General features: G+C 67.0%; 30 protein-coding genes. 15 read left to right on the top strand and 15 right to left on the bottom strand.

Annotated elements, in window-relative coordinates:
- Window positions 1-10: 10 nt before the first annotated feature.
- The 6 genes from ACX12F_RS02660 to ACX12F_RS02635 form a co-directional block, all read right to left on the bottom strand.
- Window positions 11-670, bottom strand: coding sequence for a cation efflux transmembrane domain-containing protein (locus tag ACX12F_RS02660; protein ID WP_459368162.1), 660 nt, complete (start codon window positions 668-670; stop codon window positions 11-13).
- Window positions 667-1,008 (bottom strand): ArsR/SmtB family transcription factor, encoded by a 342-nt coding sequence (locus ACX12F_RS02655; protein WP_459368161.1) that lies wholly within the window; start codon window positions 1,006-1,008, stop codon window positions 667-669. Before ACX12F_RS02655 ends, ACX12F_RS02660 begins: the two co-directional genes overlap by 4 nt.
- Window positions 1,009-1,076: 68 nt before the next feature.
- Entirely contained in the window at window positions 1,077-1,466 is a 390-nt protein-coding gene (locus ACX12F_RS02650) for a hypothetical protein (RefSeq protein ID WP_459368160.1), read from the bottom strand.
- Window positions 1,429-2,205: a serine/threonine-protein kinase gene (locus ACX12F_RS02645; RefSeq protein ID WP_459368159.1), complete on the bottom strand. Its 777-nt coding sequence runs from the start codon at window positions 2,203-2,205 to the stop codon at window positions 1,429-1,431. The genes ACX12F_RS02650 and ACX12F_RS02645 overlap by 38 nt, the downstream gene beginning before the upstream one ends.
- Before the next feature lie 73 nt (window positions 2,206-2,278).
- Window positions 2,279-2,644: a group I truncated hemoglobin gene (locus tag ACX12F_RS02640; RefSeq protein WP_459368158.1), complete on the bottom strand. Its 366-nt coding sequence runs from the start codon at window positions 2,642-2,644 to the stop codon at window positions 2,279-2,281.
- A gap of 111 nt (window positions 2,645-2,755) precedes the next feature.
- Window positions 2,756-3,730 (bottom strand): oxygenase MpaB family protein, encoded by a 975-nt coding sequence (locus tag ACX12F_RS02635; RefSeq protein ID WP_459368157.1) that lies wholly within the window; start codon window positions 3,728-3,730, stop codon window positions 2,756-2,758.
- 99 nt (window positions 3,731-3,829) lie between these two features.
- Here ACX12F_RS02635 and ACX12F_RS02630 point away from each other — a divergent pair, with 99 nt between their 5' ends.
- The 5 genes from ACX12F_RS02630 (at window position 3,830) to phoU (ending at window position 9,576) form a co-directional block, all read left to right on the top strand.
- A complete protein-coding gene (locus ACX12F_RS02630) occupies window positions 3,830-4,417 on the top strand; it encodes a TetR/AcrR family transcriptional regulator (protein ID WP_459368156.1) in 588 nt (195 codons plus the stop codon).
- A 127-nt stretch (window positions 4,418-4,544) separates the two neighbouring features.
- Complete coding sequence (locus ACX12F_RS02625) at window positions 4,545-5,546, top strand: acyl-ACP desaturase (protein ID WP_459368155.1); 1,002 nt, start codon at window positions 4,545-4,547, stop codon at window positions 5,544-5,546.
- An 83-nt stretch (window positions 5,547-5,629) separates the two neighbouring features.
- Window positions 5,630-6,715, top strand: coding sequence for a tRNA dihydrouridine synthase DusB (gene dusB / locus ACX12F_RS02620; protein ID WP_459368154.1), 1,086 nt, complete (start codon window positions 5,630-5,632; stop codon window positions 6,713-6,715).
- Between the two features lie 2 nt (window positions 6,716-6,717).
- Window positions 6,718-8,829 (top strand): LCP family protein, encoded by a 2,112-nt coding sequence (locus ACX12F_RS02615; protein WP_459368153.1) that lies wholly within the window; start codon window positions 6,718-6,720, stop codon window positions 8,827-8,829.
- A gap of 78 nt (window positions 8,830-8,907) precedes the next feature.
- Complete coding sequence (gene phoU / locus ACX12F_RS02610) at window positions 8,908-9,576, top strand: phosphate signaling complex protein PhoU (protein WP_459368152.1); 669 nt, start codon at window positions 8,908-8,910, stop codon at window positions 9,574-9,576.
- Here the strand turns inward: phoU and ACX12F_RS02605 are convergent.
- Entirely contained in the window at window positions 9,573-10,085 is a 513-nt protein-coding gene (locus ACX12F_RS02605) for a MarR family transcriptional regulator (RefSeq protein WP_459368151.1), read from the bottom strand. The genes phoU and ACX12F_RS02605 overlap by 4 nt on opposite strands.
- Window positions 10,086-10,160: 75 nt before the next feature.
- Between ACX12F_RS02605 and ACX12F_RS02600 the strand changes: the two genes are divergently transcribed.
- Complete coding sequence (locus ACX12F_RS02600; protein ID WP_459368150.1) at window positions 10,161-11,135, top strand: quinone oxidoreductase family protein; 975 nt, start codon at window positions 10,161-10,163, stop codon at window positions 11,133-11,135.
- Between the two features lie 16 nt (window positions 11,136-11,151).
- Here the strand turns inward: ACX12F_RS02600 and ACX12F_RS02595 are convergent, their stop codons facing one another.
- The 7 genes from ACX12F_RS02595 to ACX12F_RS02565 form a co-directional block, all read right to left on the bottom strand.
- On the bottom strand, window positions 11,152-11,886 hold the full coding sequence (locus tag ACX12F_RS02595) for a winged helix-turn-helix transcriptional regulator (protein ID WP_459368149.1): 735 nt from the start codon (window positions 11,884-11,886) through the stop codon (window positions 11,152-11,154).
- Between the two features lie 68 nt (window positions 11,887-11,954).
- Window positions 11,955-12,731 (bottom strand): phosphate ABC transporter ATP-binding protein PstB, encoded by a 777-nt coding sequence (gene pstB, locus ACX12F_RS02590; RefSeq protein WP_459368148.1) that lies wholly within the window; start codon window positions 12,729-12,731, stop codon window positions 11,955-11,957.
- A 19-nt stretch (window positions 12,732-12,750) separates the two neighbouring features.
- The gene (pstA, locus tag ACX12F_RS02585) at window positions 12,751-13,653 is read right to left on the bottom strand and encodes a phosphate ABC transporter permease PstA (RefSeq protein WP_459368147.1); all 903 of its coding nucleotides are present in this window, start codon (window positions 13,651-13,653) and stop codon (window positions 12,751-12,753) included.
- 1 nt (window position 13,654) lies between these two features.
- Window positions 13,655-14,587: a phosphate ABC transporter permease subunit PstC gene (gene pstC / locus ACX12F_RS02580; RefSeq protein WP_459370222.1), complete on the bottom strand. Its 933-nt coding sequence runs from the start codon at window positions 14,585-14,587 to the stop codon at window positions 13,655-13,657.
- A 131-nt stretch (window positions 14,588-14,718) separates the two neighbouring features.
- Window positions 14,719-15,837 (bottom strand): phosphate ABC transporter substrate-binding protein PstS, encoded by a 1,119-nt coding sequence (gene pstS / locus ACX12F_RS02575; protein ID WP_459368146.1) that lies wholly within the window; start codon window positions 15,835-15,837, stop codon window positions 14,719-14,721.
- Window positions 15,838-16,106: 269 nt separating this feature from the next.
- On the bottom strand, window positions 16,107-17,012 hold the full coding sequence (gene mshD, locus ACX12F_RS02570; protein ID WP_459368145.1) for a mycothiol synthase: 906 nt from the start codon (window positions 17,010-17,012) through the stop codon (window positions 16,107-16,109).
- Window positions 17,009-17,785 carry a winged helix-turn-helix transcriptional regulator gene (locus ACX12F_RS02565; protein ID WP_459368144.1) on the bottom strand — a complete coding sequence of 259 codons (777 nt, stop codon included), beginning with the start codon at window positions 17,783-17,785 and terminating at the stop codon, window positions 17,009-17,011. Before ACX12F_RS02565 ends, mshD begins: the two co-directional genes overlap by 4 nt.
- Window positions 17,786-17,995: 210 nt before the next feature.
- Between ACX12F_RS02565 and lmeA the strand changes: the two genes are divergently transcribed.
- From lmeA to ACX12F_RS02530, 7 genes are all read left to right on the top strand, one after another.
- Complete coding sequence (gene lmeA / locus ACX12F_RS02560) at window positions 17,996-18,793, top strand: mannan chain length control protein LmeA (RefSeq protein WP_459368143.1); 798 nt, start codon at window positions 17,996-17,998, stop codon at window positions 18,791-18,793.
- A complete protein-coding gene (locus ACX12F_RS02555; RefSeq protein ID WP_459368142.1) occupies window positions 18,790-19,215 on the top strand; it encodes a thioredoxin family protein in 426 nt (141 codons plus the stop codon). The genes lmeA and ACX12F_RS02555 overlap by 4 nt, the downstream gene beginning before the upstream one ends.
- 8 nt (window positions 19,216-19,223) lie before the next feature.
- Window positions 19,224-19,337, top strand: a complete 114-nt coding sequence (locus ACX12F_RS02550) for an Ms5788A family Cys-rich leader peptide (protein ID WP_459368141.1) — start codon at window positions 19,224-19,226, stop codon at window positions 19,335-19,337.
- A gap of 105 nt (window positions 19,338-19,442) precedes the next feature.
- Window positions 19,443-19,913, top strand: a complete 471-nt coding sequence (locus tag ACX12F_RS02545) for a DUF4395 domain-containing protein (RefSeq protein WP_459368140.1) — start codon at window positions 19,443-19,445, stop codon at window positions 19,911-19,913.
- A gap of 37 nt (window positions 19,914-19,950) precedes the next feature.
- Entirely contained in the window at window positions 19,951-20,787 is an 837-nt protein-coding gene (locus ACX12F_RS02540) for a sulfurtransferase (RefSeq protein WP_459368139.1), read from the top strand.
- 1 nt (window position 20,788) lies between these two features.
- Window positions 20,789-21,091, top strand: a complete 303-nt coding sequence (locus ACX12F_RS02535; RefSeq protein ID WP_133762383.1) for a DUF1416 domain-containing protein — start codon at window positions 20,789-20,791, stop codon at window positions 21,089-21,091.
- A gap of 282 nt (window positions 21,092-21,373) precedes the next feature.
- Window positions 21,374-22,018, top strand: coding sequence for a heme-binding beta-barrel domain-containing protein (locus ACX12F_RS02530; protein ID WP_459370221.1), 645 nt, complete (start codon window positions 21,374-21,376; stop codon window positions 22,016-22,018).
- 336 nt (window positions 22,019-22,354) lie between these two features.
- Here ACX12F_RS02530 and ACX12F_RS02525 read toward each other — a convergent pair whose 3' ends face one another.
- Entirely contained in the window at window positions 22,355-23,143 is a 789-nt protein-coding gene (locus ACX12F_RS02525) for an aminodeoxychorismate lyase (protein ID WP_459370220.1), read from the bottom strand.
- A gap of 102 nt (window positions 23,144-23,245) precedes the next feature.
- Between ACX12F_RS02525 and ygfZ the strand changes: the two genes are divergently transcribed.
- On the top strand, window positions 23,246-24,310 hold the full coding sequence (ygfZ, locus tag ACX12F_RS02520; RefSeq protein WP_459368138.1) for a CAF17-like 4Fe-4S cluster assembly/insertion protein YgfZ: 1,065 nt from the start codon (window positions 23,246-23,248) through the stop codon (window positions 24,308-24,310).
- Between the two features lie 169 nt (window positions 24,311-24,479).
- Window positions 24,480-24,695, top strand: a complete 216-nt coding sequence (locus tag ACX12F_RS02515; RefSeq protein WP_155900680.1) for a DUF3073 domain-containing protein — start codon at window positions 24,480-24,482, stop codon at window positions 24,693-24,695.
- The last annotated feature ends 51 nt before the right edge of the window (window positions 24,696-24,746 follow it).

The following is a 24,746-nucleotide window of genomic DNA, read 5'->3' as shown; positions in this document are numbered from 1 at the left end:
GGCGCGGCCGTCAGCCGCAACCTCCGCATCCGCGGGACGCATCAACCGGGGCGGCCACGCTCGGCGCGCAACAGGCGTCACCCCGCCACGCGTCGACGCCTTCCTTCACCGCGACGCCCGCGATCACCAGTGCGGCGATCGGGTCGGCCCACGCCCAGCCGAGGAAGGAGTTCACCACCAAGCCGACCAACAGCACGGCCGACAGGTACGTGCACAGCAGCGTCTGTTTGGAATCGGCGACCGCCGACCGCGATCCGAGCTCACGGCCGGCGCGACGCTGTGCGTACGACAACACCGGCATCACGACCAGGCTCACCGCCGCGAGTCCGATGCCGATGGGCGAGTGCCGGGCTTCACCGAATCCGAGCAACCCGCGGATAGCGTCGACGGCGACGTACCCAGCCAGCGCGAAGAACGAGAAGGCAATGATGCGCAGTGCGATCTTCTCGCGCGCTTCGGGGTCGGCGCCCGCGAACTGCCAGGCGACCGCAGCCGCCGAGGACACTTCGATCACGGAATCCAGACCGAAGCCGACCAACGCCGCCGACGACACCCGCGTGCCTTCCGACAGCGCGACGACGGCCTCGACGATGTTGTAGGAGATCGTCGCCCCGACCAGCCATCTGATGCGGCGCGCCAACTGACTGCGGCGCGTGTCGGATAGCGTCATCGGTCGCACTCGCAGGGCTCACCGTCGGCGCCGACGCACACGCAGTCGGGATCCACCGCCAGGACCAGCCCCATGAGGTCGCCCAGCGCGCGGCCAATTCGGCTGTCCGCCAGTTCGTATCGCATCCGGCGACCTTCAGGGACCGCCACCACCAGGCCACAGCCCCGCAGGCAGGTCAGGTGATTGGAGAGAATCTGCCGGGAGACTCCCAGCTGATCGGCCAGATCTGACGGATAGCCGGGAGTCCGATTCAGGCTCAACAGGATTCGCGTGCGCGTCGGGTCGGACAGAGCACGACCGAACCGCGCCAACGCATCGATGTGCTGCAGCGTCGCCATGCACAAACAATACATCTTTCCATGTATCCAGAAAAGAATGTATCAAAGGCCGATCACTCGGCCTGCCGTCAATCGCCATGGCGCCCGGGCTTGTTGTGGCCCTTGCCTTTGCCCTGACCGTTGGGCGGCGGGACATCAGCCGACGTCGGGGTCGATATCGGAGCCAGCGTGGAGGTCGGTATCGGCGCCGGCGTGCTGGTCCCGACCGGCGCCGGCGTCGCGGGTCGCGATGCGGCATCGACGATCACGGCGATCACCGTCACCGCAGCCACCAGAACTGCCATGCCCCACAACAGGATCCGCGACCGGCGCCTCGGGACCAAGAGCGGTGTGGTTACCGGATCGGGTAGCGGGTTGCCGAGCACCAACGTCGGCGGCCGCCCCACCGGAACCGCGCCATGCAGGGCCGCGCGCATCTCGTCAGCGCCGGCGAACCGCAAACGGTGGTCGCGAGCCATCGACCGTTCGACAACACTCACCAGTGCCGGGTCGACATCCGGCCGCAACACGTTGAGCGGCACCGGATGCCCCTCGGAAACCGCGCGGGTGAGCGCAACCAGATTGCGCCTGCGGAAAGGGCGGCCGGCCGGTCAGGCCCTGGTATGCCACGACGCCGACGGCGTAGAGATCATCCGCGACGGTCGCCGGTCGCCCCGACAGTCTCTCGGCGCTGAGGTAGCCCATGGTCCCCACGATCTGGCCGGCGATGGTGTGGCTCGATTCGGCGCTCTTGGCAATGCCGAAGTCGGCGATCTTCGCCGACCCGGAATCGGCCAACAGGATGTTCCCGGGCTTGATGTCCCGGTGCAGAACGCCGGCCGCATGGGCCACCGCGAGCGCCGAGAGCACATCGTCGAGCACTGACCGGACCTGCTGCGGGGATAGCGGCCCCGCGGCAATCGCATCCGCCAACGTGCGTCCCGGCAGCCGCTCCATGACGATGTACGGCGTGCCGTCGTGCTCGCCGTAGTCGTGTACCGCGACGACGTGCGGATGGTTCAGGCCCGCCGCGGCGCGCGCCTCGATCTCGAAACGGCGCCGGAAATCCGGTTGCCCACTCAGCGGCGCGTGCAGCAGTTTGACGGCCACCGGACGCTGCAGCTGGACGTCCCAGGCGTCGCGGACTTCCGCCATGCCGCCGCGCCCCAGCGTCCCCCGCAACTGGTAGCGGTCGGCAAGAACACCGGGGTGAGGCATGACCCCACGCTAGCCCGAATCCCCCTCGGCCGACCCGCCGAGTTCAGCCGGCGGTCGGCCTGCGGCAGCGCCCTCAGGCGCTCTTCGCGGTGGCGATGTCGACGGCCAGTGGCCCGATCACCGCCATGATCTGCTGCACCGTCCGCGCCGGCACGCCCGCCGCGGCCAGGCTCTCACTCAGATACCCGCCCACCAGATTGAAGTGCCGCATGGTGATTCCGCGCCCGCGGTGGATGTCGCGCATGGACGCTCCGGTGTAGGGCTGTGGCCCGCCCAGCGCAGCGGCGAAGAATTCCACCTGCCGGCCTTTGAGCCGTGACATATTGGCGCCGGCGAAGAAGCCGGCAAGTTCGGCATCGGCCAGCACCCGCTCGTAGAAGTCCGCCACCACCTGCTCGAGTGCTTCGGCCCCTCCGATCTGCTCATAGATGCTCGTCATGCATCGAGAAAACACCGGCCGTGTTGCCTGCCCATTGCTCGACCGTGACCCAGCGGCTAATTCGATCTCACAGACCCCTCGAATTGCTGCGAGTACCGCAAAACGCCTGGCTCAGTCGACCTTTGGGCAGTAGAACTGCGGCTGGCCCCGATATTCGAGGGGCGGCAGGTTGCGCGCTGGGGTCTGCACCAGCGGCGAATCGGCAGGCAGCCGACCGGTCGCGCGGTCCATCGCCGATCGCTTACGCGGATGCATCAGTCTGCGCTTCGGGCCGTATTTGGAGACCAGGGTGATCACGCCACACAGCCGGTCGTGCACCCACTGCTGACGGGCAGACCAGGAGTACCCCATCAGCTCCCGCACCGGCGGGTCGTAGAGGGCCACCGTCATGAACGCGAGGAAGCGCTGCATCACCTTGAGGTTCTGGGCCCACAACCAATCCGGAATCCATTGCAGTGAAGGATGTTTTGGCATGGTCGACAAATCCATGACCTCGCGCGCCGCATAGTTGTTCTCCAACACGTTGCGACACATGTGATCCCAGTAAACCTGGAAGTCCTCCCAGGTTTTCGGCACCGGCCGCATGCTCATGCCGTACATGCGGTACCAGGTGACATGCTCGTCGAACAGCTGTCGTTTGTCCGCTTCGGAGAGGCCGCCGCCGAACTTCTCGGCCGCCAGCAGGGTGGATTTGAAGAACGTCGCGTGCGCCCAGTAGAAGACGTCGGGGTTCAGCGCGCTGTAGCGGCGTCCCTGCTTGTCAACGCCCTTGATCCCGATGTGATAGTCACGCACCTCGGCCCCGGTCTGGGGCGCGCGGTCACCGTCGAACACCACGCCGCCGATCGGATAGATCGACCGAAGCAGCCGGGGAATGCGCTCCATGAAGAAGATCGAATGCTCCTCCACCGCCGCGCCGAGCTGGGGATGCATGTTCTGCATGGAACCCGCCCAGGTGCCCTGGAACAGCCCGGTCCATTGGCCGAAGTACTTCCACGTCAGCGAATCCGGCCCCAGCGGGACCGCGTCATAGCCGCCAGGCGAAGCCGGGCAGCCGGCAGCCGCGGGCGCAGAGTCGCTGGTCATGGGGCATGTGTCGGAAGTATTTTGAGTCACCGGCATTCTTTCCTGGATGTCAGCGGGTATCCTGACTACACGCGTTGTCAGCCATAGCCTAGGAGTCACGTGCCTTCCGGTCAACGACAGGGCCGCTGGTCCACCGTCCCTCTGGCGGACCGCCCGACGCGGCGCCGCGAGGCGCTCATCGACGCCGGCATCGCCGCGCTCGGCCATTCCGCCGGCCCGGCGGCCACCGTCCGCGCGGTGTGCCGCACCGCCGGCCTGACCGAGCGCTACTTCTACGAAAGCTTCACCGACCGTGACGATTTCGTCCGCGCCGTGTACGACGAAGTGTGCACCACCGCCATGGCGGCACTGACCTCATCGCAAAGCCCGCGCGACGCCGTCGAGCGATTCGTCACGATGATGGTCGACGATCCCACCCGCGGCCGCGTCCTGCTGATCGCCCCGGCCCAGGAGCCGGTTCTCACCCGCTCGGGCGCCGACTGGATGCCAAGTTTCATCGAACTGCTGCAGCACAAGATGTTCCCGGACGACGACGCCGCCCGGCGCGCCTTGGAAGCCACCGGCCTGGTCGGCGCCCTCACCGCTTTGTTCACCGGATATCTGAACGGCAAGCTGCCGGTCACGCGAGAACAGTTCGTCGACTATTGCGTCGACATGCTGATGAGCCGGGTGCCATCGCACCGGTAACACGCAACAAACCGCGACATCACAGTTCAGAATCACCGATCGGACATGCGTCACAGCAACTTGATGTCACTATCCGACACAGATACTCTGAATGCTACCAACAGGTACAGATACATCGGGAGCCGCCATGACAGCCGACTACACCGACCTGCAGCTCCTGCACGAGCTTGAGCCGGTGGTCGAGACGCTCATCGACCGCCATATGAAGATGCGCAAGGACTGGAACCCCCACGACTACATCCCGTGGAAAGAGGGCAAGAATTACTATGCTCTCGGCGGTCAGGACTGGGACCCGGAGCAGGCCAAGCTCTCCGAGGTCGCGCAGACCGCCATGGTCCAGAACCTGCTGACCGAGGACAACCTGCCCTCCTACCACCGCGAGATCGCGATGAACATGGGCATGGACGGTGCGTGGGGCTTCTGGGTCAACCGCTGGACCGCCGAGGAGAACCGGCACGGCATCGCCCTGCGCGACTACCTGGTTGTCACCCGTAACTGCGACCCGGTCCAGTTGGAGGAACTGCGTGTCGAGCAGGTCACCCGCGGCTTCTCGCCAGGCCAGAACCTGCAGGGCGACCTGTTCGCCGAGAGCCTGTTCGACTCGGTCATCTACGTGTCGTTCCAGGAGCTGGCCACCCGCGTCTCACACCGCAACACTGGCAAGGCCTGCGACGAGCCCGTCGCCGACCAGCTGCTGCAGCGCATCTCGGGTGACGAGAACCTGCACATGATCTTCTACCGCGACATCTCCGCCGCCGGTCTGGACATCAACCCCAACCAGGCGATGGCGTCGCTGCACCGGGTGATCAAGAACTTCAGAATGCCCGGGTACACCGTGCCCGATTTCCGCCGCAAAGCCGTGGTCATCGCTGTCGGTGGCGTGTACGACCCGCGCATCCACCTGGATGATGTGGTCATGCCGATCCTCAAGAAGTGGCGCATCTTCGAGCGCGAGGACTTCACCGGTGAGGGCGCGCGACTACGTGACGACCTGGGTCTCCTGATCAATGAGCTCGAGGAAACCTGCGAGAAGTTCGAGGTCGCCAAGGAGCGTCGCCTCGAACGTGAGCGGAAGATGGCCGAGAAGAAGGCCATGAAGAACCTTCTGGTGTCGACATCAGCGTCGTAAGCCCGGAACGAGATGCCACGCAGTCGGCCCGATCTCTACAGATCGGGCCGATCTCGTTGCGCTCCCCGGTCGTCCTCGCCCCCATGGCGGGTGTGACGAACGTCGCCTTCCGGACGTTGTGCCGCGAGCAGGAGCTGGCCCGGGTGGGCACGGTGAGCGGCCTGTACGTCTGCGAGATGGTCACCGCGCGGGCACTGGTCGAGCGGAACGCCGCCACCATGCACATGACGACGTTCGCGCCCGAGGAATCACCCCGCTCCCTGCAGCTCTATACCGTCGACCCAGCCACCACGTACGCTGCGGCCAAGATGATCGTCGACGAGAACATGGCCGACCACATCGACATGAACTTCGGCTGCCCGGTGCCCAAGGTCACGCGCCGCGGCGGCGGCTCGGCGCTGCCCTACAAGCGCAAGCTGTTCGGCCAGATCGTCGCGGCGGCCGTGCGCGCCACCGAAAACACTGACATTCCGGTCACCGTGAAGTTCCGGGTCGGGATCGACGACGCCCACCACACCCACCTCGATGCCGGCCGGATCGCCGCCGAGGAAGGTGCCGCTGCCGTCGCGCTGCACGCCCGCACCGCCGCGCAGCGCTACTCCGGCTCGGCCGACTGGGACCAGATCGCCGCACTGAAGGCCCATGTCACCAGCATCCCGGTGCTCGGCAACGGCGACATCTTCGATGCCAACGACGCGCTACGGATGATGACCCAGACGGGATGCGACGGCGTCGTCATCGGCCGTGGCTGCCTGGGCCGGCCGTGGCTGTTCGCCGAACTGTCGGCGGCCTTCAGCGGGCAGCCCCGTCCCACACCGCCTACCCTCGGCGAGATCGCCAACATCATCCGCCGTCACGGTCAGTTGCTCGCCGATCACTTCGGCGAGGACAAAGGCATGCGTGACATCCGCAAGCATGTCGCCTGGTACCTGCACGGCCTGCCCGCCGGCGCCGACCTGCGCCGCGCGCTGGCCCTGGTGAAGACCCTGGCCGAGCTGGACGAACTTCTCACGCAACTGGATTCGGACGTACCGTTCCCGGATTGCGCGGAGGGCCCGCGGGGCCGGCAGGGGTCGCCGGGTTCCGTAGTACTGCCCGAAGGTTGGCTCGACGATCCCGACGACTGCACGGTGCCGTTCGGCGCCGACATGGTCAACTCCGGCGGGTAACCGTGAGCGACCGCGACCGGACCACCCCCGGTGAGGGTGACGGCGATGCTGCCGGCGACAGCCCCTGGGTAACGCGTACGACGCGGGCCTCGGGCCCGGTCCGGGCGCCGTGGGAACGGGCCGGTCTACAGGGCCAACCGGACGACGAGGTCACCGGCAGCCATGGCGGCGGCGGTGTCACGGTCGCAGAACTCATCGCCCGTCTCTCGGGCGGCTCGGTGCCGCCGGCGCAGGCCATCGAGGCACCCGCGCTACCGAAGGCCGCTTCGCAACCCAAGGCCCCGGAGTCACGGCGGCCCGCGCCGCGGACGGCACACCCGTCGCGCCCCGAACCGACGCCCGAGCCCGTCAGCCCACCGCCGGCCCCGACTTCCGGGGAACGGGCGCGCACCCCCCGGCCACGGCCCGAATCAGAGCCCGTCACAGAGGTTTTCGACGCGCCGCTCGTCCCGCTGGACGAGCGGGTGTCGCCACCCGAGCGGCCGCGCGCCGTGGTGCGCACCGACGTACGGAACTACATCGACAACCCTGAGCGCCCGAGGCATGCCGATGCGCCGCCACCCGTCGATCACCACACCCGCCATCGGTTCGCGGTGGCGGGTCGCATCATCATCGCGCTGGCCGCCGTCATCGCGCTGTCGACAACCGGCGCCGCCTGGCAATGGCAGAACGTCAAGAACAACAACATGAACAAGGTCTCGGCGCTGGACCTCAACTCCCGCGACATCGTCGACCCCAACGCGCAGTTCGGTGACGAGAACTTCCTGATCGTCGGCGTGGACAGCCGCTACGGCCAGAACGCGGACATGGGCGCCGGTACCACCGCAGACGCGGGCGGTATGCGCTCGGACACCATCATGCTGGTGAACATCCCGGCCAGCCGCAAACGCGTTGTGGCCGTGTCCTTTCCGCGCGACCTGGCCATCAAGCCGACGCAGTGCGAAGCCTGGGACCCGAAGACCGGCGGCTACGGCCCCCTGTATGACGAGGACACCAAGAGCTATGGCCCCGACGAGGTTTACACCGAGACCAAACTGAACTCGGCCTACGCCTTCGGTGGCCCCAAGTGCCTGGTCAAGGTGATACAGAAACTTTCCGGCTTGTCGATAAACCGTTTCATGGCAGTCGATTTCGCCGGTTTCTCGAAACTCGTCGACGCTGTCGGCGGCGTCGAGGTCTGCAGCACCACACCCCTCGAGGACTACGAGCTGGGCACCGTCCTGGATCATGCGGGCCGGCAGGTCATCGACGGTCACACCGCGCTGCAGTACGTCCGAGCCCGCCAGGTCACCACCGAGGTCAACGGCGACTACGGCCGGATCAAGCGCCAGCAGATGTTCCTGTCCTCCCTGCTGCGGTCGATGATCTCCAAGGACACCTTCTTCAACCTCGGCAAACTCAACAACGTCGTCAACCTCTTCATCGACGACTCGACAGTCGACAACATCACCACCAAGGACCTGGTGCAGCTGGGCCAGTCCATTCAGGGCCTCAGCGCCGGCCGCGTCACGTTCGTCACGGTACCCACCGGGGTCACCGACTCCGAGGGCAACGAGCCGCCGCGGGTCCAGGACATGCGCGCGCTGTTCGACGCGATCATCAACGACGACCCGCTGCCTGAGGAGCGCAACTCCGACAACACCCCGGTTCCGTCCACCCCGGCCGCGCCGAGCCCGGCCTCGTCGGACGGTGAACAGGTGAACACCACGACGACCGACCCGAGCCAGGTGACGGTCCGGGTGTCCAACTCGACCGGCCAGGACGGCCTGGCCGCGACGGCAACCAAGGAGCTCGAGCAGCACGGCTTCACCGTCACCTCCCCGGACGACTACCAGGGCCAGGTGACGGGGACGACCGTGTTCTTCTCGGCCGGGCATGAACAAGCCGCCGCGACGGTGGCATCGTCGTTGCCGAACGCCCACGTCGAGCAGGTTTCCGGCCTGGGAGACGTGGTGCGGGTGGTGCTCGGGACCGATTTCACCACCGTCGGAACCCCGGCTGCCAGCGGCTCGGCGGCACAGCTGCGGGTGACGCACGGCAGCCTGTCCGGCGAACCCACCAAGCTGCCCGAGGACCTCAGCGTCACCAACGCGGCCGACACCACCTGCAAATAGCATCCGACCTGTCGCATTCACCGGCCGTTCATTGCCAGATCACGGCAAGTCCAGGGGCCAGAAAGTAGTCTGGAGCGCATGCGTACCGCGTACCACGAGCAACTTGAGGGCCTGACCAACCGTCTGGGCGAGATGTGCGGACTGGCAGGTGTTGCCATGGAGCGTGCAACCCAGGCCCTGTTGCAGGCCGACCTGGTACTGGCCGAGCAGGTCATTTCCGACCACGAGCAGATCGCCAGCCTGAGCGCGCAGGCCGAAGAGCAGGCCTTCGTGCTGCTGGCGCTGCAGTCGCCCGTCGCCGGTGACCTGCGGTCCGTCGTCGGCTCCATCCAGATCGTCGCCGATGTGGACCGGATGGGCGCGCTGGCGCTGCACGTCGCCAAGATCGCCCGCCGTCGGCACCCGCAGCACGCGCTGCCTGAGGAGGTCAACGGCTACTTCGCCGAAATGGGCCGCCTGGCAGTCGAATTGGGCAACACCGCACAGGAGGTGTTGCTCACGCAGGACCCCGAGCGCGCCGCCCGGATTCAAGAAGAAGACGACGCGATGGACGACCTGCACCGTCATCTGTTCAGCGTGATGATGGACCGGGAGTGGAAGCACGGCGTGACCGCCGCGGTCGACGTGACGCTGCTCAGCCGCTTCTACGAGCGCTTCGCCGACCACGCCGTCGAGATCGCACGCCGGGTGATCTTCCAGGTCACAGGCCGTTTCGCCGACGACGACGGCCTGCCCACCATCCGCTAGGGCCGCTCGGCAGGCACCAGGCGTACGCCGTCCCGGCCGGCGGCCAGCAGGTCCCGCAGCATCTTCGTCAGCACCGACAGTTCCGCGGCGGTGTAGCGCGACAGGAAGTCGTGCCTGCCGGCATCCATCTCGTCGTGCATGCGCTGATGCACGGCGATCAGGAGGTTTCCGTCCGCGGTGGGACTCAGCTGCAGCTCTTTGCGGTTGCCCGGTAGGGGTGACCTGGTGACCAGGCCGGCGTCGACAAGGCGCTGCACGTGCTTGGACACCGTGCCCTTGAGTTGGTCGGCGCGGGCGGCCAGGCCCACGACGCTGATCGGCCCGTCGGCGAGCACCGCCAGCAGATGCAGGCTGAGCGTGGGCAGCTCACGCACGGTGCGTTCGAGCCGCGGTGGGCAGTGTTCGGCAAGGTAGTCACGCTCGGCATCGCTCTCGTCGCTGTCGAACTTGTCCCCCACCGCACCGACCAACCTACTGATCTCGGTGATCAGCGCCGACTTGGTTTTCATGGAAACCATCTTGCCATCCGGCGGCTGCCCGTCATATAGTTTCCGCAGAAACTATTTTCACCCGAGGGAGCACACATGAAGGCAGCGGTCGTGCACGAGTGGGGCCAGCAGCCCCGGTACCTGGATTTCCCCGAACCTCAACCTGGCGACGGTGCCGTCGTCGCCACTGTGGAGGCGTCTGCGCTGACCAACCTCAGCCGCATGGTGATCATGGGAAAGCACTACAGCAGCAAGGAAATCGAGCTTCCCGCCATCGCCGGTGTCGACGGCATCGCCCGACTCGACGACGGCACCCGCGTGTACACCGGGTCACTGGCCCCGTACGGGCTGATGGCCGAGCGCACCCTCGTCGTCCCGAGCGGCGCCGTCCCAGTGCCCGAGCACGTCGACTCGGTGACCGCCGCCGCCGTGCCCAATCCCGGCACCTCCGCGTGGATGACGCTGGACTATGGCGCCCAGACCAAACCCGGCGACCACGTACTGGTCCTCGGTGCCACCGGCGTCACCGGATCGTTGGCAGTGCAGTTGGCCAAGTTCGTGTTCGGCGCAGGCCGCGTCGTGGTCGCCGGCCGCAACCCCGAACGGCTGAAGTGGCTGCGCACCGTCGGGGCCGATGACGTGATCCAACTCGGGACTGACGATCTCACCGAAAGCGTTGTGGCGCAGCACTCTGCACGACCGTTCGACGCCGTCATCGACTATCTGTGGGGCACGGCCGCACAGCAGACACTGGCCGCCCTGGCAGCCGCGCATTCCTCGACCCACTTCCACGCCACGCGGTTCATCCAAGTCGGATCGATGACGGGCGAGAGCATCAGCATCGACGCGGCGACGTTGCGCAGCACGGGAATTACGCTTCAAGGCGTGGGGATCGGTAGCGTGCCGCCCGATGCCGTCAAGCGGGCTCGCACCGAAGGCCTGCCCCGGTTGTTCGCCATGCTGGAGACCGGCGAACTGCAACTGACGACCGTCGCCCGCCCGCTCGCCGACATCGAAAACGTCTGGGCGACAAAGGAACCCTCCGGCACCCGCGTCGTCATCACGCCGTAGCGGGGCGGCCCCGTCCTCACCCGCAGATCGACGGTGCGAGCCGGTAGCCGGCCCCACGGATGGTGCGAATGAACTCGCCGTGTTCGGGATCGTTTCCCAGCTTGCGGCGCAGCCGCTTGACATGCACCGCAACGGTATTGGTGTCCGACGGGTGGCCCCATACCGCGTGACTGATCTCCTCGCTGTTGGCGACCGTGCCACGCTGCTCGATCAGATATACCAACAGGTCGAGTTCCCGTTGGGTGAGCTGCACGTCACGGCCCCGGACCTGGGTTTCGTAACCGTGCCGGTCGACGCGGATCGGTCCGGCGATCAGCACCGCCGGCTCGGGTCCCGCGGTCAATGCGAAACGTGCGATGGCGGCGATGTCGTAGGGGCGCGCGACGACGGCCGACGCCCCCGCAGCCAGAATCGGTCGGGTCAAGTCGTCTTCACCCGGCGCAGCGCCCACCAGGATCGGCAGTCGAGACGCCGTGCGGATCACTGAGGTGATGCTGGTGGCGTCGACAGTTGCGGTGCGGCTGGCGATGACCAACACATCGGGAACGCCAGCACCAACCGCCAGCAGTGTCTCGGCGCCGTCACGGCACCAAAGGGTGGCGATCCCGGCCCGAGCGGCGTCATCCATGAGGCTGCCGGCGATCGTCGAGTCGCCTTCACACAGCACAAGACTGCCGCGTGGCACGCCCAGTGCCGCACGGTGTGTGCCCGGTGCCATCGGCGCGTTCCTTCGCCGCACCTCGATGGTCAACGCGTGCCGCCCACCCTTCCTGTGGTGCCGGCGCTGCTCGCCCCCGACCGTTGAGCAGCCCGTGGGAACTAGCCGAACCGCCCGGAAATGTAGTCCTCGGTGGCTTTCTGACCCGGATTGGAGAACATCTTCTCGGTGTCATCGATCTCGACCAGCCGCCCCGGCTTGCCGGTGGCTTCCAAGTTGAAGAATGCCGTCTGATCACTGACCCGGGCAGCCTGCTGCATGTTGTGGGTCACGATCACGATGGTGTAGTCCTGCTTGAGCTCCGCCACCAGATCCTCGATGGCCAGCGTCGAGATGGGGTCCAGCGCCGAGCACGGCTCGTCCATCAGCAGCACGTCGGGCTGGACCGCAATCGCCCGGGCGATGCACAACCGCTGTTGCTGACCACCGGACAAGCCTGAACCCGGCTTGTCGAGACGGTCCTTGACCTCGTTCCACAGGTTGGCGCCTTTGAGCGAGCGTTCGACGACCTCGTCGAGCGTCTTCTTGTTACGCACGCCCTGCAACTTCAGTCCAGCCACCACGTTGTCGCGAATTGACATGGTGGGGAACGGGTTCGGCCGCTGGAACACCATGCCGATGGTGCGCCGCACGCCCACCGGATCGACACCGGCGGCGTAGATGTCCTCGCCGTCGAGGAGCACCGAGCCCTGCACGCGGGCACCCGGGGTGACTTCGTGCATGCGATTCAGCGATCGCAGCACCGTGGATTTTCCACATCCCGAGGGACCGATGAACGCGGTCACGCTACGGGGCGGCACCGACAGCGAGACGTCGGCAACGGCGTGGAAGGCGCCGTAATAGATGTTGACGTCTTTGAGGTCGATACGTTTGGCCATGACGAAAGTTCCTGTCGATTCAGCGTTTGCGAGTGAGCAGCCGGGTCGCGGCCGCGGCGGCCAGGATCAGAATGGCGACCACGATGATCAGGGTGAGGGCGGCGCCCCACACCCGTAGCTGCCCGGCGGGCTGCGGGTTGATCAGCTCGGTGTAGATCAGCAACGGCAGCGACGCCATGTTGCCGTCGAACACATCGAAGTTGATCGAGCGGGCGTAGCCGACGAGCACCAGCACCGGTGCCGTCTCGCCGATGATGCGGGCGATCGAGAGCAACACGCCGGTGATGATGCCGGGCAGGGCCGTCGGCACCACGATGCGAGTGATGGTCTTCCACTTCGGAATTCCCAAGGCGTAGCTGGCTTCCCGCAGATCGTTGGGCACCAGTTTGAGCATCTCTTCGGTGGATCGGACCACCACTGGCAGCATCAACAGCACCAGGGCCAAGGAGACGGCGAACGCGCTCTGGGTGAAGCCCAGCGTGGTGATCCACAAGCTGAAGATGAACAGTGCGGCCACGATCGAGGGCACGCCGGCGAGCACATCCACCATGAAGGTCGCGGTGCGGGCCAGCCGGCCACCGCCATACTCGACAAGGAAGACCGCGGCCATCACCCCGAGCGGGATCGCCAGTACCGCAGCGATACTCGCCTGTACGACGGTGCCGTACAGCGCGTGGTACACACCACCGGCGAACTCTTCGGGAAGCACGCCCTGCAGCGACCGGGTCCACCAGGTGGAGCTGATGATCGCGCGCCAGCCGCGTTCGATGACGATGTAGAGGACCCAGGCCAGCGGAATCAGCGCGATCCCGAACGCGGCGGTCACCAGCGTCGTGGCCGCCGCGTTCTTGATGCGCCGGCTGACCGCCGTCGGGTGGAACGTGGGGCTCTTGATCGGCTCGTCCAGTGTGGCGACATTCATCTCAGTTGATCCTCGATCCGGCGATGGCGCGTGCCGTCGCATTGACCGCGAAGGTCAGCGCGAACAGGACGAAGCCTGCGGCAATGTAGGCGCCGGTGGGCAGCGGGGAGCTGAATTCGGCTGCGGCCGAGGCGATTTTGGACGCAAAGGTGTATCCGCCGTCGAACAGCGACCAGTGGCCTACCTTGGCTGCCGAGCGAAGGATGATCAGTACCGCGACGGTTTCACCGAGCGCACGCCCCAGGCCCAGCATGGCCGCGGCGATCACTCCGCTACGACCGAACGGCAGCACGGTCATGCGCACCACTTCCCACTTGGTCGCGCCGAGCGCTTGAGCGGCTTCGATGTGCGGAATCGGCGTCTGGCGGAACACTTCCCGGCTGACCGAGGTGATGATCGGCAGGATCATCACCGCCAGAACGATGCCGGCGGTGAAGATGGTGCCGCCACCGGCCAGAGACACGTTGCCCTCTTTGAAGAGAAACAACCAGCCCAGGTTCCGGTTGAGGAACTCAGCCACCGGCGAGATCTGAGGCGCCAGCACAAAGATGCCCCACAAACCGAAGACAATCGAAGGGACCGCGGCCAGCAGGTCCACCGCGATGCCGAACGTCCGTGACAACCGCGCCGGGGCGTATTGCGTCAGAAACAGAGCGATACCGATAGCCACCGGCACCGCCAACGTGAGCGCAAACCCGGCGCTGAGCACGGTGACCATGAACAGGTCGGCGATACCGAACGCGAGGTGGTCGCCGTCAGAGGTGAGGAACCGGCTGCTCGTGAAGAAATTGTCGTGGTTGGCCATGAGAGATGGCACGGCCTGCACAAGCAGGAACACTGCAATCAGCGCGATGGCGATGACGATCGTGGCCCCCGCGGCGACCGCGATCGCCTTGAAGATCCGGTCGCCGAGCGCGCCGTTGCTGGTCCTCATCGGGGTGGCCGTCGGAGGGGACGGAGTCGGATCAGACATCCTTGGATTGTCCCCCTGTGCGGGTGCCGCCGTCGACGACGGCACCCGCGGGGTTCCCGAAATATCGGGTTGTAACGCCATGAGAACTCAAATCAGGAGATCGCGTTGACGGCGGTCGTCAACTTCGACTGGAACTCGGCCGGGATCGGGATGTATCCGTTGCTGTCCAGTCCCTTCTGGCCACCGGTGATGGTGGACTGCAGGAACGCCTTGACGGCCTTACCCGTGTCGGCGTCGGCGTACTTCGAGCACACGATCTCGTAGGTGGCCAACACGATCGGGTAGGAACCGGCCTGCGTCGGCTTGTAGAACGTGGCGGTGTCGAGCACCAGGTCGTTGCCCTGACCCTTCACCTTGGCACCGGCGATGGTCTTACCCACGGTGTCGTTGGTGATGTCGACCGCTTCCGGGCCCGCCGAGGTGATGATCTTGGCGCTGTTCAGGCCCTGGGCCTTGGCGAAGGACCACTCGTTGTACGTGATCGAGCCGGGCGTGTTCTTGATGGCCGCGGAGGTGCCCTCGTTGCCCTTGGCGCCTTCACCGACGCCGCCGGCGAACGACTTGCCGGCGCCCTTGCCCCAGGCGCCGTCGGAGGCCGCGTCCAGGTACTTCTGGAAGTTGTCGGTGGTGCCCGACTCGTCGCTGCGGAAGACCACGTGGATCGGGTCGGCGGGCAGGTTGACGCCGCTGTTCAAGGCGGCGATGGCCGGGTCGTTCCAGGTCTTGATCGCGCCGTTGAAGATCTTGGCGGCGGTCGGGCCGTCGAGGGCCAGCGAAGTCACGCCGGGCACGTTGTAGGTGACGGCGATCGGGCCGAATACGACCGGCAGGTTCCAGGCGTCCGAGCCGCAGCGCGCCTTGGCCTTGTCGTACTCACCCTTCTTGGCGTTCAGCGGGGAGTCCGAACCACCGAAATCGGTCTGATTGCCGACGAATTCGCTGACGCCGGCACCCGAACCGTTGGAGGTGTAGTTCAGGGTGTAGCCCGAGCAGGCCTGCTCGTAAGCGTTGACGAACCGCGTCATGGCGTTGGCCTGCGCGGACGAACCGCTGGCCTTGAGCGACTTCTTGCCACCGCACGCGATGTTGGACGAACCGCCGTTGGCGCTCGAGCCGCCCGACGACGAGTTGTTGTCGCTGCCACAGGCCGACAGCGCCAGGGCGCCGGCGGCCACCAAGCTCACGGAGACACCAAATCGGTTGAGCTTCACAGAACTCCCTCACAGAGTCAGGGTGGCGACCGCATCGTTGGCGCCACCACGGTCAAAGAGCACGGAAGCAACGTTCCGCCGGCCGGATCACTCACCGCCCGGGACCAGAACCTAAGCGCACACCGTGAACGTCCGGCCCCGCCACTATGAACGGAAGATGAACCATCCTGGGAACGCCACTCGTCTCGGTATTGCACCCATCGCGACGAAACGAGCTAATCGAAAAGCGTTCGAGCCCTTGCCCGCTCCCGGAAAACGAGCGGAGGCCGTCAGGCCTGTACGTACGCGACGTCGGCGTTGTACAGCTCGAACCCGAGACGTCGGTATGTCTTCACCGCCGCGGTGTTGTCTGCCTCGACATACAGCAGTACGGTCCCGTCGGCTCCCAGCCGCTCGGCCAGGTAGTGCAGACCGGCCAGTGTCAGCAACGCACCGAGTCCGCGGCCCTGGGCGTCGGGCCCTACCCCCACGACGTACACCTCGCCGATGCCGGAGGCGTCAGAACCTTCGGTGTCCGGAGTCCGATGAACTTTCGTCCAGTGGAAACCGAGCAACCGGTCCTCGGCCGCGTCCGCAGCAGAGTCATACGCCAAGAAGAGCCCCGCCGGGTCGAACCACGACTCACCCCGGCGCTCGTCCACTTCCGCGCGCGTCCAGCCACCCTGCTCGGGGTGCCAATGGAACGCGGCGTTGTTGACGCGCAGTAGTTCGGCGTCGACCTCGGGCCCTGGATAGGTGGTCAACCGCACACCGGGCGCTGCGGGCAGCGGCGGCAGCGCGGACAGCGAACGGCGCATCTGCCACAGCTCGCGCACCGCGGTCAGGCCCAGCGCCGCAGCAGTGGCCCGGGCGCCGTCGAGGTTGCCGTGTGCCCAGATTCGGGTTGCCGGACCACCGGTGGCCAGGCCGGTGCGGATCAGTTCGCTGCCGATCCCGCGGCGCCGCGCCGGGGCGGCGACGACCGCCTCGGCCATGTCCGGCGCGAGGTTCAGATATCCGACCAACTCACCAGAGTCGTGGGCCAGCAGATGCCGGGTGCGCTCCAGGGGCAACTCCCGGAGCACCTGGTCCCCCACCGGGGCCACCCCGTCGGCGGCGGTCGTCGCCGACACGAGTGCGCGGATGGCCGTCTGATCGGCAGCAGTCAGTGCGGTGTGCCAGGTCAGGTCCGTCACTGGGCGGACTGGGTCTGGCGAGCGCCGTTGTCGACGTCACCCGAGTCGCCGTCGTCCTCGTCATCGACGTCGTCGACCGACTCGGCGGCACCGTTGGCGCGGCCACGCGCCGGCCGGACAGCCTTGTAGCCGACGTTGCGGACAGTGCCGATCAGCGACTCGTAGTCCGGGCCCAACTTGGCGCGCAGGCGCCGGACGTGCACGTCGACGGTCCGGGTGCCGCCGAAGAAGTCGTAGCCCCACACTTCCTGGAGCAGCTGGGCCCGGGTGAACACCCGGCCGGCATGCTGTGCCAGGTACTTCAGCAGCTCGAATTCCTTGTAGGTCAGATCAAGTGGCTTGCCACGCAGCCGGGCTGTGTAGGTGCCCTCGTCGATGACGAGTTCACCCAGCGTGATCTTCCCGGCGCTCTGCTGGTCGGCGACGCCGTTGCGGCGTCCCACCAGCAGTCGCAGCCGGGCGTCGATCTCGGCCGGCCCGGTGCCGGGCAGCAGGATTTCGTCGATACCCCATTCGACGTTGACGGCCACCAAACCGCCTTCGTTGACCACCGCCACGACGGGCACGGACGCGCCGGTGCTGCCCAGTAGCCGACAGAGTCCGCGGGCGGCCGCGAGATCGGTGCGCGCGTCGACGATCGCCACATCGGCGTTGCCGGCTTCCAGCAACGACGACACCTCAGTGGGTGCCGGCCGCACGCTGTGCGGCAGTAGCGCCAGCGCCGGGAGCACAGACTCCGGGTGCGGGTCGACGGTCAGTAACAGAAGATCCAACGGGTCCTCCAGTGCGTCCGGAGCCGCGCCGGACACGCCCCCGGCGACGACGCTGTCGCGGTTCGGTCCGATTCAACTCCGGAGAATCATGGCTGACACGTGGCCGTAACCGGCCAACGATCAACTAACGATAGCTTGCCACCTGCGATTTAGCGGCTTGGAACGGCCTGTCTCGGCTCCGCGCGGCGGGGCGTACGCCAGAATGTCCGGATGCGTAAGGTGCTGACACGGCTGCTGATCTCCGCAGCCGTACTGATCCTCGTGGTCATCGGCACCGATTTCGGGTTCGCGATCTTCGCCGAATACCGGATGGCCCGCAGCGTCCGCACGGCCGCCCACCTGCACTTCGATCCGTGGGTCGCGATCCTCGGGTTCCCGTTCGGAACCCAGGCCGCGCGTGGCCGCTATCAGCAGGTCGAGGTCAAGGCCGGGGGGGTGGCGCACCCCGTCGTGGGGAAGGCCTCGCTCGAAGCCACGCTGTATGACATGGTCGCATCGCCCAAGTCCTGGCTGATCGGCCCCGACGCCAAGCTCACGTCGGCCAGGCTGGAGAGCCGCATCATCATCGACTCCACCCACGTGGGCCGCTTCATGAACATCAAGGACCTGCTCGTCGAGGCCCCGCCGAACGAGAGCGACAATGCGGCCGGCGGCACCACCGAATCCGGCATCTCCGACAATCACGGCCTCGTGTTCACCGGGACCCCGACCGCCGCCGGCCTCGACAAGCGCGTCAGCGTCTCGGTGGACCTGTCCATCACCGGCGCCGACCACACCGATCTGGTGTTCACCGCCACCGAGGTGCTGACCGGTCCGGGCACCGCCGAAGAGCCGGTGCCCGACGACAAGAAGGCCGCGGTGTTTCGCGCCTTCTCCACCACGATGCCGGGCATGAAGCTGCCGTTCGGGCTGGCCCCGACCAGTGAAGGCGCCCGTGGCTCCGACGTCATCATCGAAGGCATCGCCTCGGGAGTAACCGTGCCGCTGGATGGGTTCAGACAGTCATGAACTCCACGGTTCTGGTACTGACGGTCCTTGTCGCCGCCCTCGGGATCGCGTACATCATCGGCCGGCTGCTGACCCTGCGCGCCGGCTTGATGAAGGAAGTCCCGCCGGCCGAGCCGTCTGCCGAAGCCGACAACTCCGATCTCGGTCTGTCCGCCACGGGCCCGACCGTCGTGCATTTCAGCGCCACGTGGTGCGGACCGTGCGCGGCCGTACGCCGTGTGGTCGACCAGGTGTGTGACGACCTCGGCGTCGCGCATGTCGAACTCGACCTGGACGCCAATCCCGTTGCGGCCCGACGACTGTCGGTGCTCTCGTTGCCGACGACGTTCATCTTCGACGCTTCCGGGCAGCAGCGGTACCGCACCGCGGGCGTCCCGAAATCCGCTGATCTGCGCGAGGCCCTGCTACCGCTGTTGGCTTGAGACCCCGGATGTTGGGTAAGGTGTGTGCCGTGCTATCCCCCCGCGAGCTCCTGCTCACCAAGCGCCGCGCAGTAGATCTGTGCCGCGTTGCGGGTTGTTGCTGTTGTTGTTGTAGCTGCTGAGTAGCCGCGCCGCCGTTTCGTGCTGCGCTCCGAGCAGTTTTCCGCGGCGGGCCGCGAATCAGACTCTGCGGTCGCCTCCCCGTTACCAACAACAGGAGCTTTCCCATGTCGGACAATTCCATCGAAACCCCGCAGGTCGACGTGCGCGGACCCCGCTTCGCAGCCTGGGTCACCACCGGCGTGCTGATCGCAGCGCTGCTGGCCTCGGCGACGAGCCCACTGGCGGCCGCCGCGATTCTCGGCGTGCAGGCCGTGGTGTTCGCTATCGGTGCGGTCGGAGGACCGCGCAAGCACCCGTACGGCCGCACCTTCGCCACCTTCATCGCGCCGCGACTGGCGCCGGTGACCGAGAAGGAACCGGTCGCACCACTGAAGTTCGCACAGCTCGTCGGGCTGCTGTTCGCCATCGTCGGATTCGTCGGCTTCGCGACGGGTATCGCCGCACTGGGGCTGGGCGCCACGGCCTTGGCTTTGATCGCCGCTTTCCTCAACGCCGCCTTCGGCATCTGCCTGGGCTGCCAGATCTACCCGCTGGTGACGCGACTGCGCCGCACGGCGATCCCCGCCACCAGCTGAACCCAGAACTCACAAGCAACCCGAAAGGAATTCGTACATGGCACGTTCCGACGTCCTGGTCTCGACCGAATGGGCCGAGAACAACCTCGACACCCCCGGCGTGGTGTTCGTCGAGGTCGACGAGAACACCAGCGCCTACGACGACGAAGGTCACATCCCCGGCGCCGTCAAGCTCGACTGGCGCGATGATCTGCAGGACTCGGTCAAGCGTGACTTCGTGGACCAGCAGCAGTTCTCGAAGCTGTTGTCCGACAAGGGCATCAGCAACGACGACACCGTCATCCTGTACGGCGGCAACAACAACTGGTTCGCGGCCTACGCCTACTGGTACTTCAAGCTGTACGGCCATGGCGACGTCAAGCTGCTCGACGGCGGCCGCAAGCGCTGGGAACTCGACGACCGCCCGCTGGTGAAGGACGCCGCCGTCCGCCCCGCCACGACGTACGTGGCCCAACCGATCGACAACAGCATCCGCGCGTTCCGCGACGAGGTGATCGCCGCGATCAACACCAAGAACCTGGTCGACGTGCGTTCGCCCGACGAGTTCTCCGGCAAGATTCTGGCTCCCGCGCACCTGCCGCAGGAGCAGAGCCAGCGCCCCGGCCACGTGCCCAGCGCCATCAACGTGCCGTGGAGCCGGGCCGCCAACGACGACGGCACCTTCAAGTCCGACGAGGAGCTGGCCAAGATTTACGCCGACGCCGGCCTCGACGGCGAGAAGGAGACCATCGCGTACTGCCGCATCGGTGAGCGTTCGTCGCACACCTGGTTCGTGCTGCAGGAATTGCTGGGTCACCGGAATGTAAAGAACTACGACGGCAGTTGGACCGAATACGGCTCCCTGGTGGGCGCCCCGATCGAGTTGGGAAATTGATATGTGCTCAGCACCCAAGCAAGGCCTGACGCTGCCGGCCAGCGTTGACCTGGAGAAGGAAACCGTGATCACCGGCCGCGTCGTCGACGGCGCGGGTCAGCCGGTCGGTGGCGCGTTCGTGCGGCTGCTGGACAGCACCGACGAGTTCACCGCCGAGGTCGTGGCGTCGGCCACCGGTGACTTCCGGTTCTTCGCCGCCCCGGGCACCTGGACGCTGCGTGCGCTGTCCAAGGTCGGCAACGGCGACGCCGTGGTGGCGCCGACCGGTGCCGGCATCCATGAGGTCGACGTCAAGGTCGCCTAGTTTCATTCGGCCGCGAGCGGCCGTGTTTGTACCCCGGCACTCCGTGCCCGGACGTACAGATGCGGCCGCTCGTCGCGTCTGAGGGACCGGTGCGGCGCACGTCACACCCGCGGCGCGAGTAATCTGTCTCTCCGTGGTTCTTTTCTTCGAGATCATGCTGGTCGCGGCCTCGCTGGCCATCACCTGGTTCGCGCTCTACGCGCTCTACCGGCTGATCACCGACGAGTCGTGACGTCCGCTCAGGACCCTCAGGGCCCCAGCGACGAGAGCGCTGAGCTCGGCCTGCCGGCCAGTTCCGGCGACCGCGCCATCGCGGCGGCCGCCGATCGCGCCAAGGCCACGGCCGCCCGCAACGTGCCCGGGTTCGACGACCTGCCGCTGCCCGCGGATACCGCCAACCTGCGCGAAGGCGCACATTTCAACGACGCCTTGCTGGCCCTGCTGCCACTGGTCGGCGTCTGGCGCGGTGAGGGTGAAGGCCGTGACTCCGCCGGCGACTACCGGTTCGGACAACAGATCATCGTGTCGCACAACGGCGGCGACTACCTCAACTGGGACGCCCGCTCGTGGCGGCTCGACGAGAACGGCGACTACGCCGGTCCGGGGTTGCGTGAGACCGGCTACTGGCGGTTCGTGAACGACCCCGACGATCCCCACGGACAGGACGAGTCCCAGGCCATCGAGCTGCTGCTCGCGCATTCGGCCGGCTACGTCGAACTGTTCTACGGTTCCCCGCTGAACCAGGCTTCCTGGGAGCTGGCGACCGACGCCCTGGCCCGCAGCAAGTCCGGCGTCCTGGTCGGCGGCGCGAAGCGGCTGTACGGGATCATCGAGAACGGCGACCTGGCCTACGTCGAGGAGCGCGTCGACGCCGACGGCGGCCTGACCCCGCACCTCTCCGCTCGCCTGTCCCGCTTCGTCGGCTGACGGGTTCTTAGTTTTTCGTCCAGATGGACGAAAGGGCTGCGATACCCCTCGGATCGCGACCATTTCACCAACTTCTGCTCCACGCACTCAAACGTGAGAGCCGCCCCAGACATGGGGCGGCCCCCGAGCCAAGGTTCCTGGTTGGACAGACCGGAAGGCTCGGGGGCCGGGTGACTGCGGGAATTCGCGAGTGCGCTCGGACGAATTACCCGGCGCTACTAGCGGGCAGCCACCTCACATGTCCACAAAGCAATCAATTTGTCGGACCACCTCCTTCCCTGTGTACGTGCGACCGTACTCCCAGCCCGGAGCCCCGACAACCGATTTTCCTCGGGCTCAGAACTGCCCGTCGATCAGCTCGGCCATCAACCTCTCGAAGGGCGATGCCGCCAACGCCCGACCGTCCAGGGTGTGCACCCGCGCCGCCAAGGTGATTGCCGACAAGAGCCAAACCCCTTGCGCAGCAAGCAAATCCGAACTGCTCACAGGGCGGTACACACACTCGACACCCCGCGCCTCGGCGGCCGCGAACAGCGCGCGCTGGGTAGTCGACGGCAGGATCGACGACGCATCGGGCGTCACCAGAACCGGGTTGCCATCAGTTCCGGAGACCGCCAGGACGACAGCGGACCGCGGTCCTTCGAGTACCGCGCCGGCGGCATCGACGAACACGGCGTCGCCGGCGCCGGCCCGTTCGGCGTGACGCAGTGCGGCCACGTTCGCCGCGTACGACAGTGATTTGGCGGCGGCCAGGGGCCAGTGCGGGCGCACCAGCGTCACGACCGCGACGCCGTCCCGCCGGGCGGCGGCGACGCGCTCCGGTACCGCCGAGACCATCGCGAAGGCCACGACGCCGTCGACCCCGCGGCCGAGCACCAGCCGCAGCACGGCCTCGCCCTCAGACCACTGGCCGACCGCGGCCGCTGCGGCTGCCCGCCATCGGTCGGAGTCGGGGCATGGCAGCCCGGTCAGTGCAGCCGAACCCACCAAGCGCGTCAGGTGCTCATCGAGCAGGACGACCACACCGCCCCGCACCAGCGCGGTCTCGAAGACACCGTCGCCCCGGGAGAACACGGGATCGTCGGCGCGAATCGACGCCCGGCAGCCGTCGACGGCGACGACGATCGGCGGGGCGGTCGGCCGCGGGGTGGTCACGGCCAGAAGGCTAGCCGGGCGGCGAACTAGGCTCGAAGTATGAGTGCAGCGAGTAGCGGAGGCGGATCGCGTATGACGGCTGTTCCCGCCCCCGAATCCGGACCCGACGCCGGCGCCGTCTGGCACTACGGCGATCCGCTCGGGGAGCAGCGTGCCGCCACCACCGAGGCCGTCCTTGTGGACCGCGGCCACCGCGCCACCATCCAGCTCACGGGCGATGACCGACTGAGCTGGCTGCACACCATCTCCAGCCAGCACGTCAGCTCGCTGCCGGAGGGGTCCGTCGCGGCGAACCTGAGCCTGGACGGGCAGGGTCGCGTCGAGGACCACTGGCTGCAGACCGAACTCGGCGGCGTCACCACACTGGACACCGAGTCGTGGCGCGGTCAGCCGCTCACCGACTTCCTGCGCAAGATGGTGTTCTGGTCCAAGGTCGAGGTGAACCCCGCCGATCTCGCGGTGCTGTCGTTGCTCGGCCCTGCCGTCAACGAGCTGGGTCTCCCGATCCCGGACACCGAATGGGCCGCGACGCTGCTGCCCGAGGGCGGTTTCGTGCGCCGCGTCGGCCCGCAGGAGGTCGATCTGGTGGTTCCCCGTGCCGATGTGCCGATGTGGCGCCGGCGGCTGAGCGACGCCGGCGTCCGGCCCGCCGGGCTCTGGGCCTACGAAGCCCTGCGGGTGGCGGCACTGCGGCCGCGCCTCGGCGTCGACACCGACGAACGGACCATCCCGCATGAGGTCGGCTGGATCGGCGGCCCTGGCGTCGGCGCCGTGCATCTGGACAAGGGCTGCTACCGCGGCCAGGAGACCGTCGCGCGCGTCCACAATCTCGGCAAGCCGCCCCGCATGTTGGCCCTGCTGCATCTGGACGGCGGTGACGATCGTCCCGCGACGGGTGATCCGCTGCTGGCCGGCGGCCGCGCGATCGGCCGTATCGGTACCGTCGCCGAGCATGTGGATCTGGGCCCGGTCGCGCTGGCGCTCATCAAGCGCGGCGTGCCCGCGGACACCGAGCTGACCACCGGCGGCGAATCCCAGGTGCCCGCCGCGATCGACGCCGACTCGCTACCGGAGGCAGACACGTCCGCGGGTGCGGGCCGGGCCGCGGTGGACCGGCTGCGCGGCGGCGCCCGGTAGGCCTCCCGGGCGAGGTCCGGCCCCGATTCGCCCTCGGGACGCCCGGGTGAGGGTGGCCTGCCAGCATGAGACCGTCGGGCACGGTAAGCTAACGGCAGGACAATAAACACACTCAGATCGGAGCCGCCTGCACATCGGGCCGCTCCGTTATTGCGCGAGGGGGTCCCTTATGGGCCGCGGCCGGGCAAAGGCAAAGCAGACCAAGGTTGCTCGAGACCTTAAGTACAGCTCACCGCAGACCGATTTCACTCGGTTGCAGCGAGAGCTCTCGAACGACTCCGTTGGTTACAGCACCAGTGCCATCGATAACGACCTGGACGACGACGACTCGGACGACGAGCCCGCCGGCCGCTGGGCCGTACCCGAAGACGACTGGCGTCACTAGACCCCACGAGCGGCCCTGATCTCAGGGCCGCCGGCCCAGCCCCCGCGCGCG

The organism is Mycolicibacterium sp. HS_4_1 (assembly GCF_054515875.1).
This window is presented reverse-complemented; position numbering and strand designations above follow the sequence as displayed.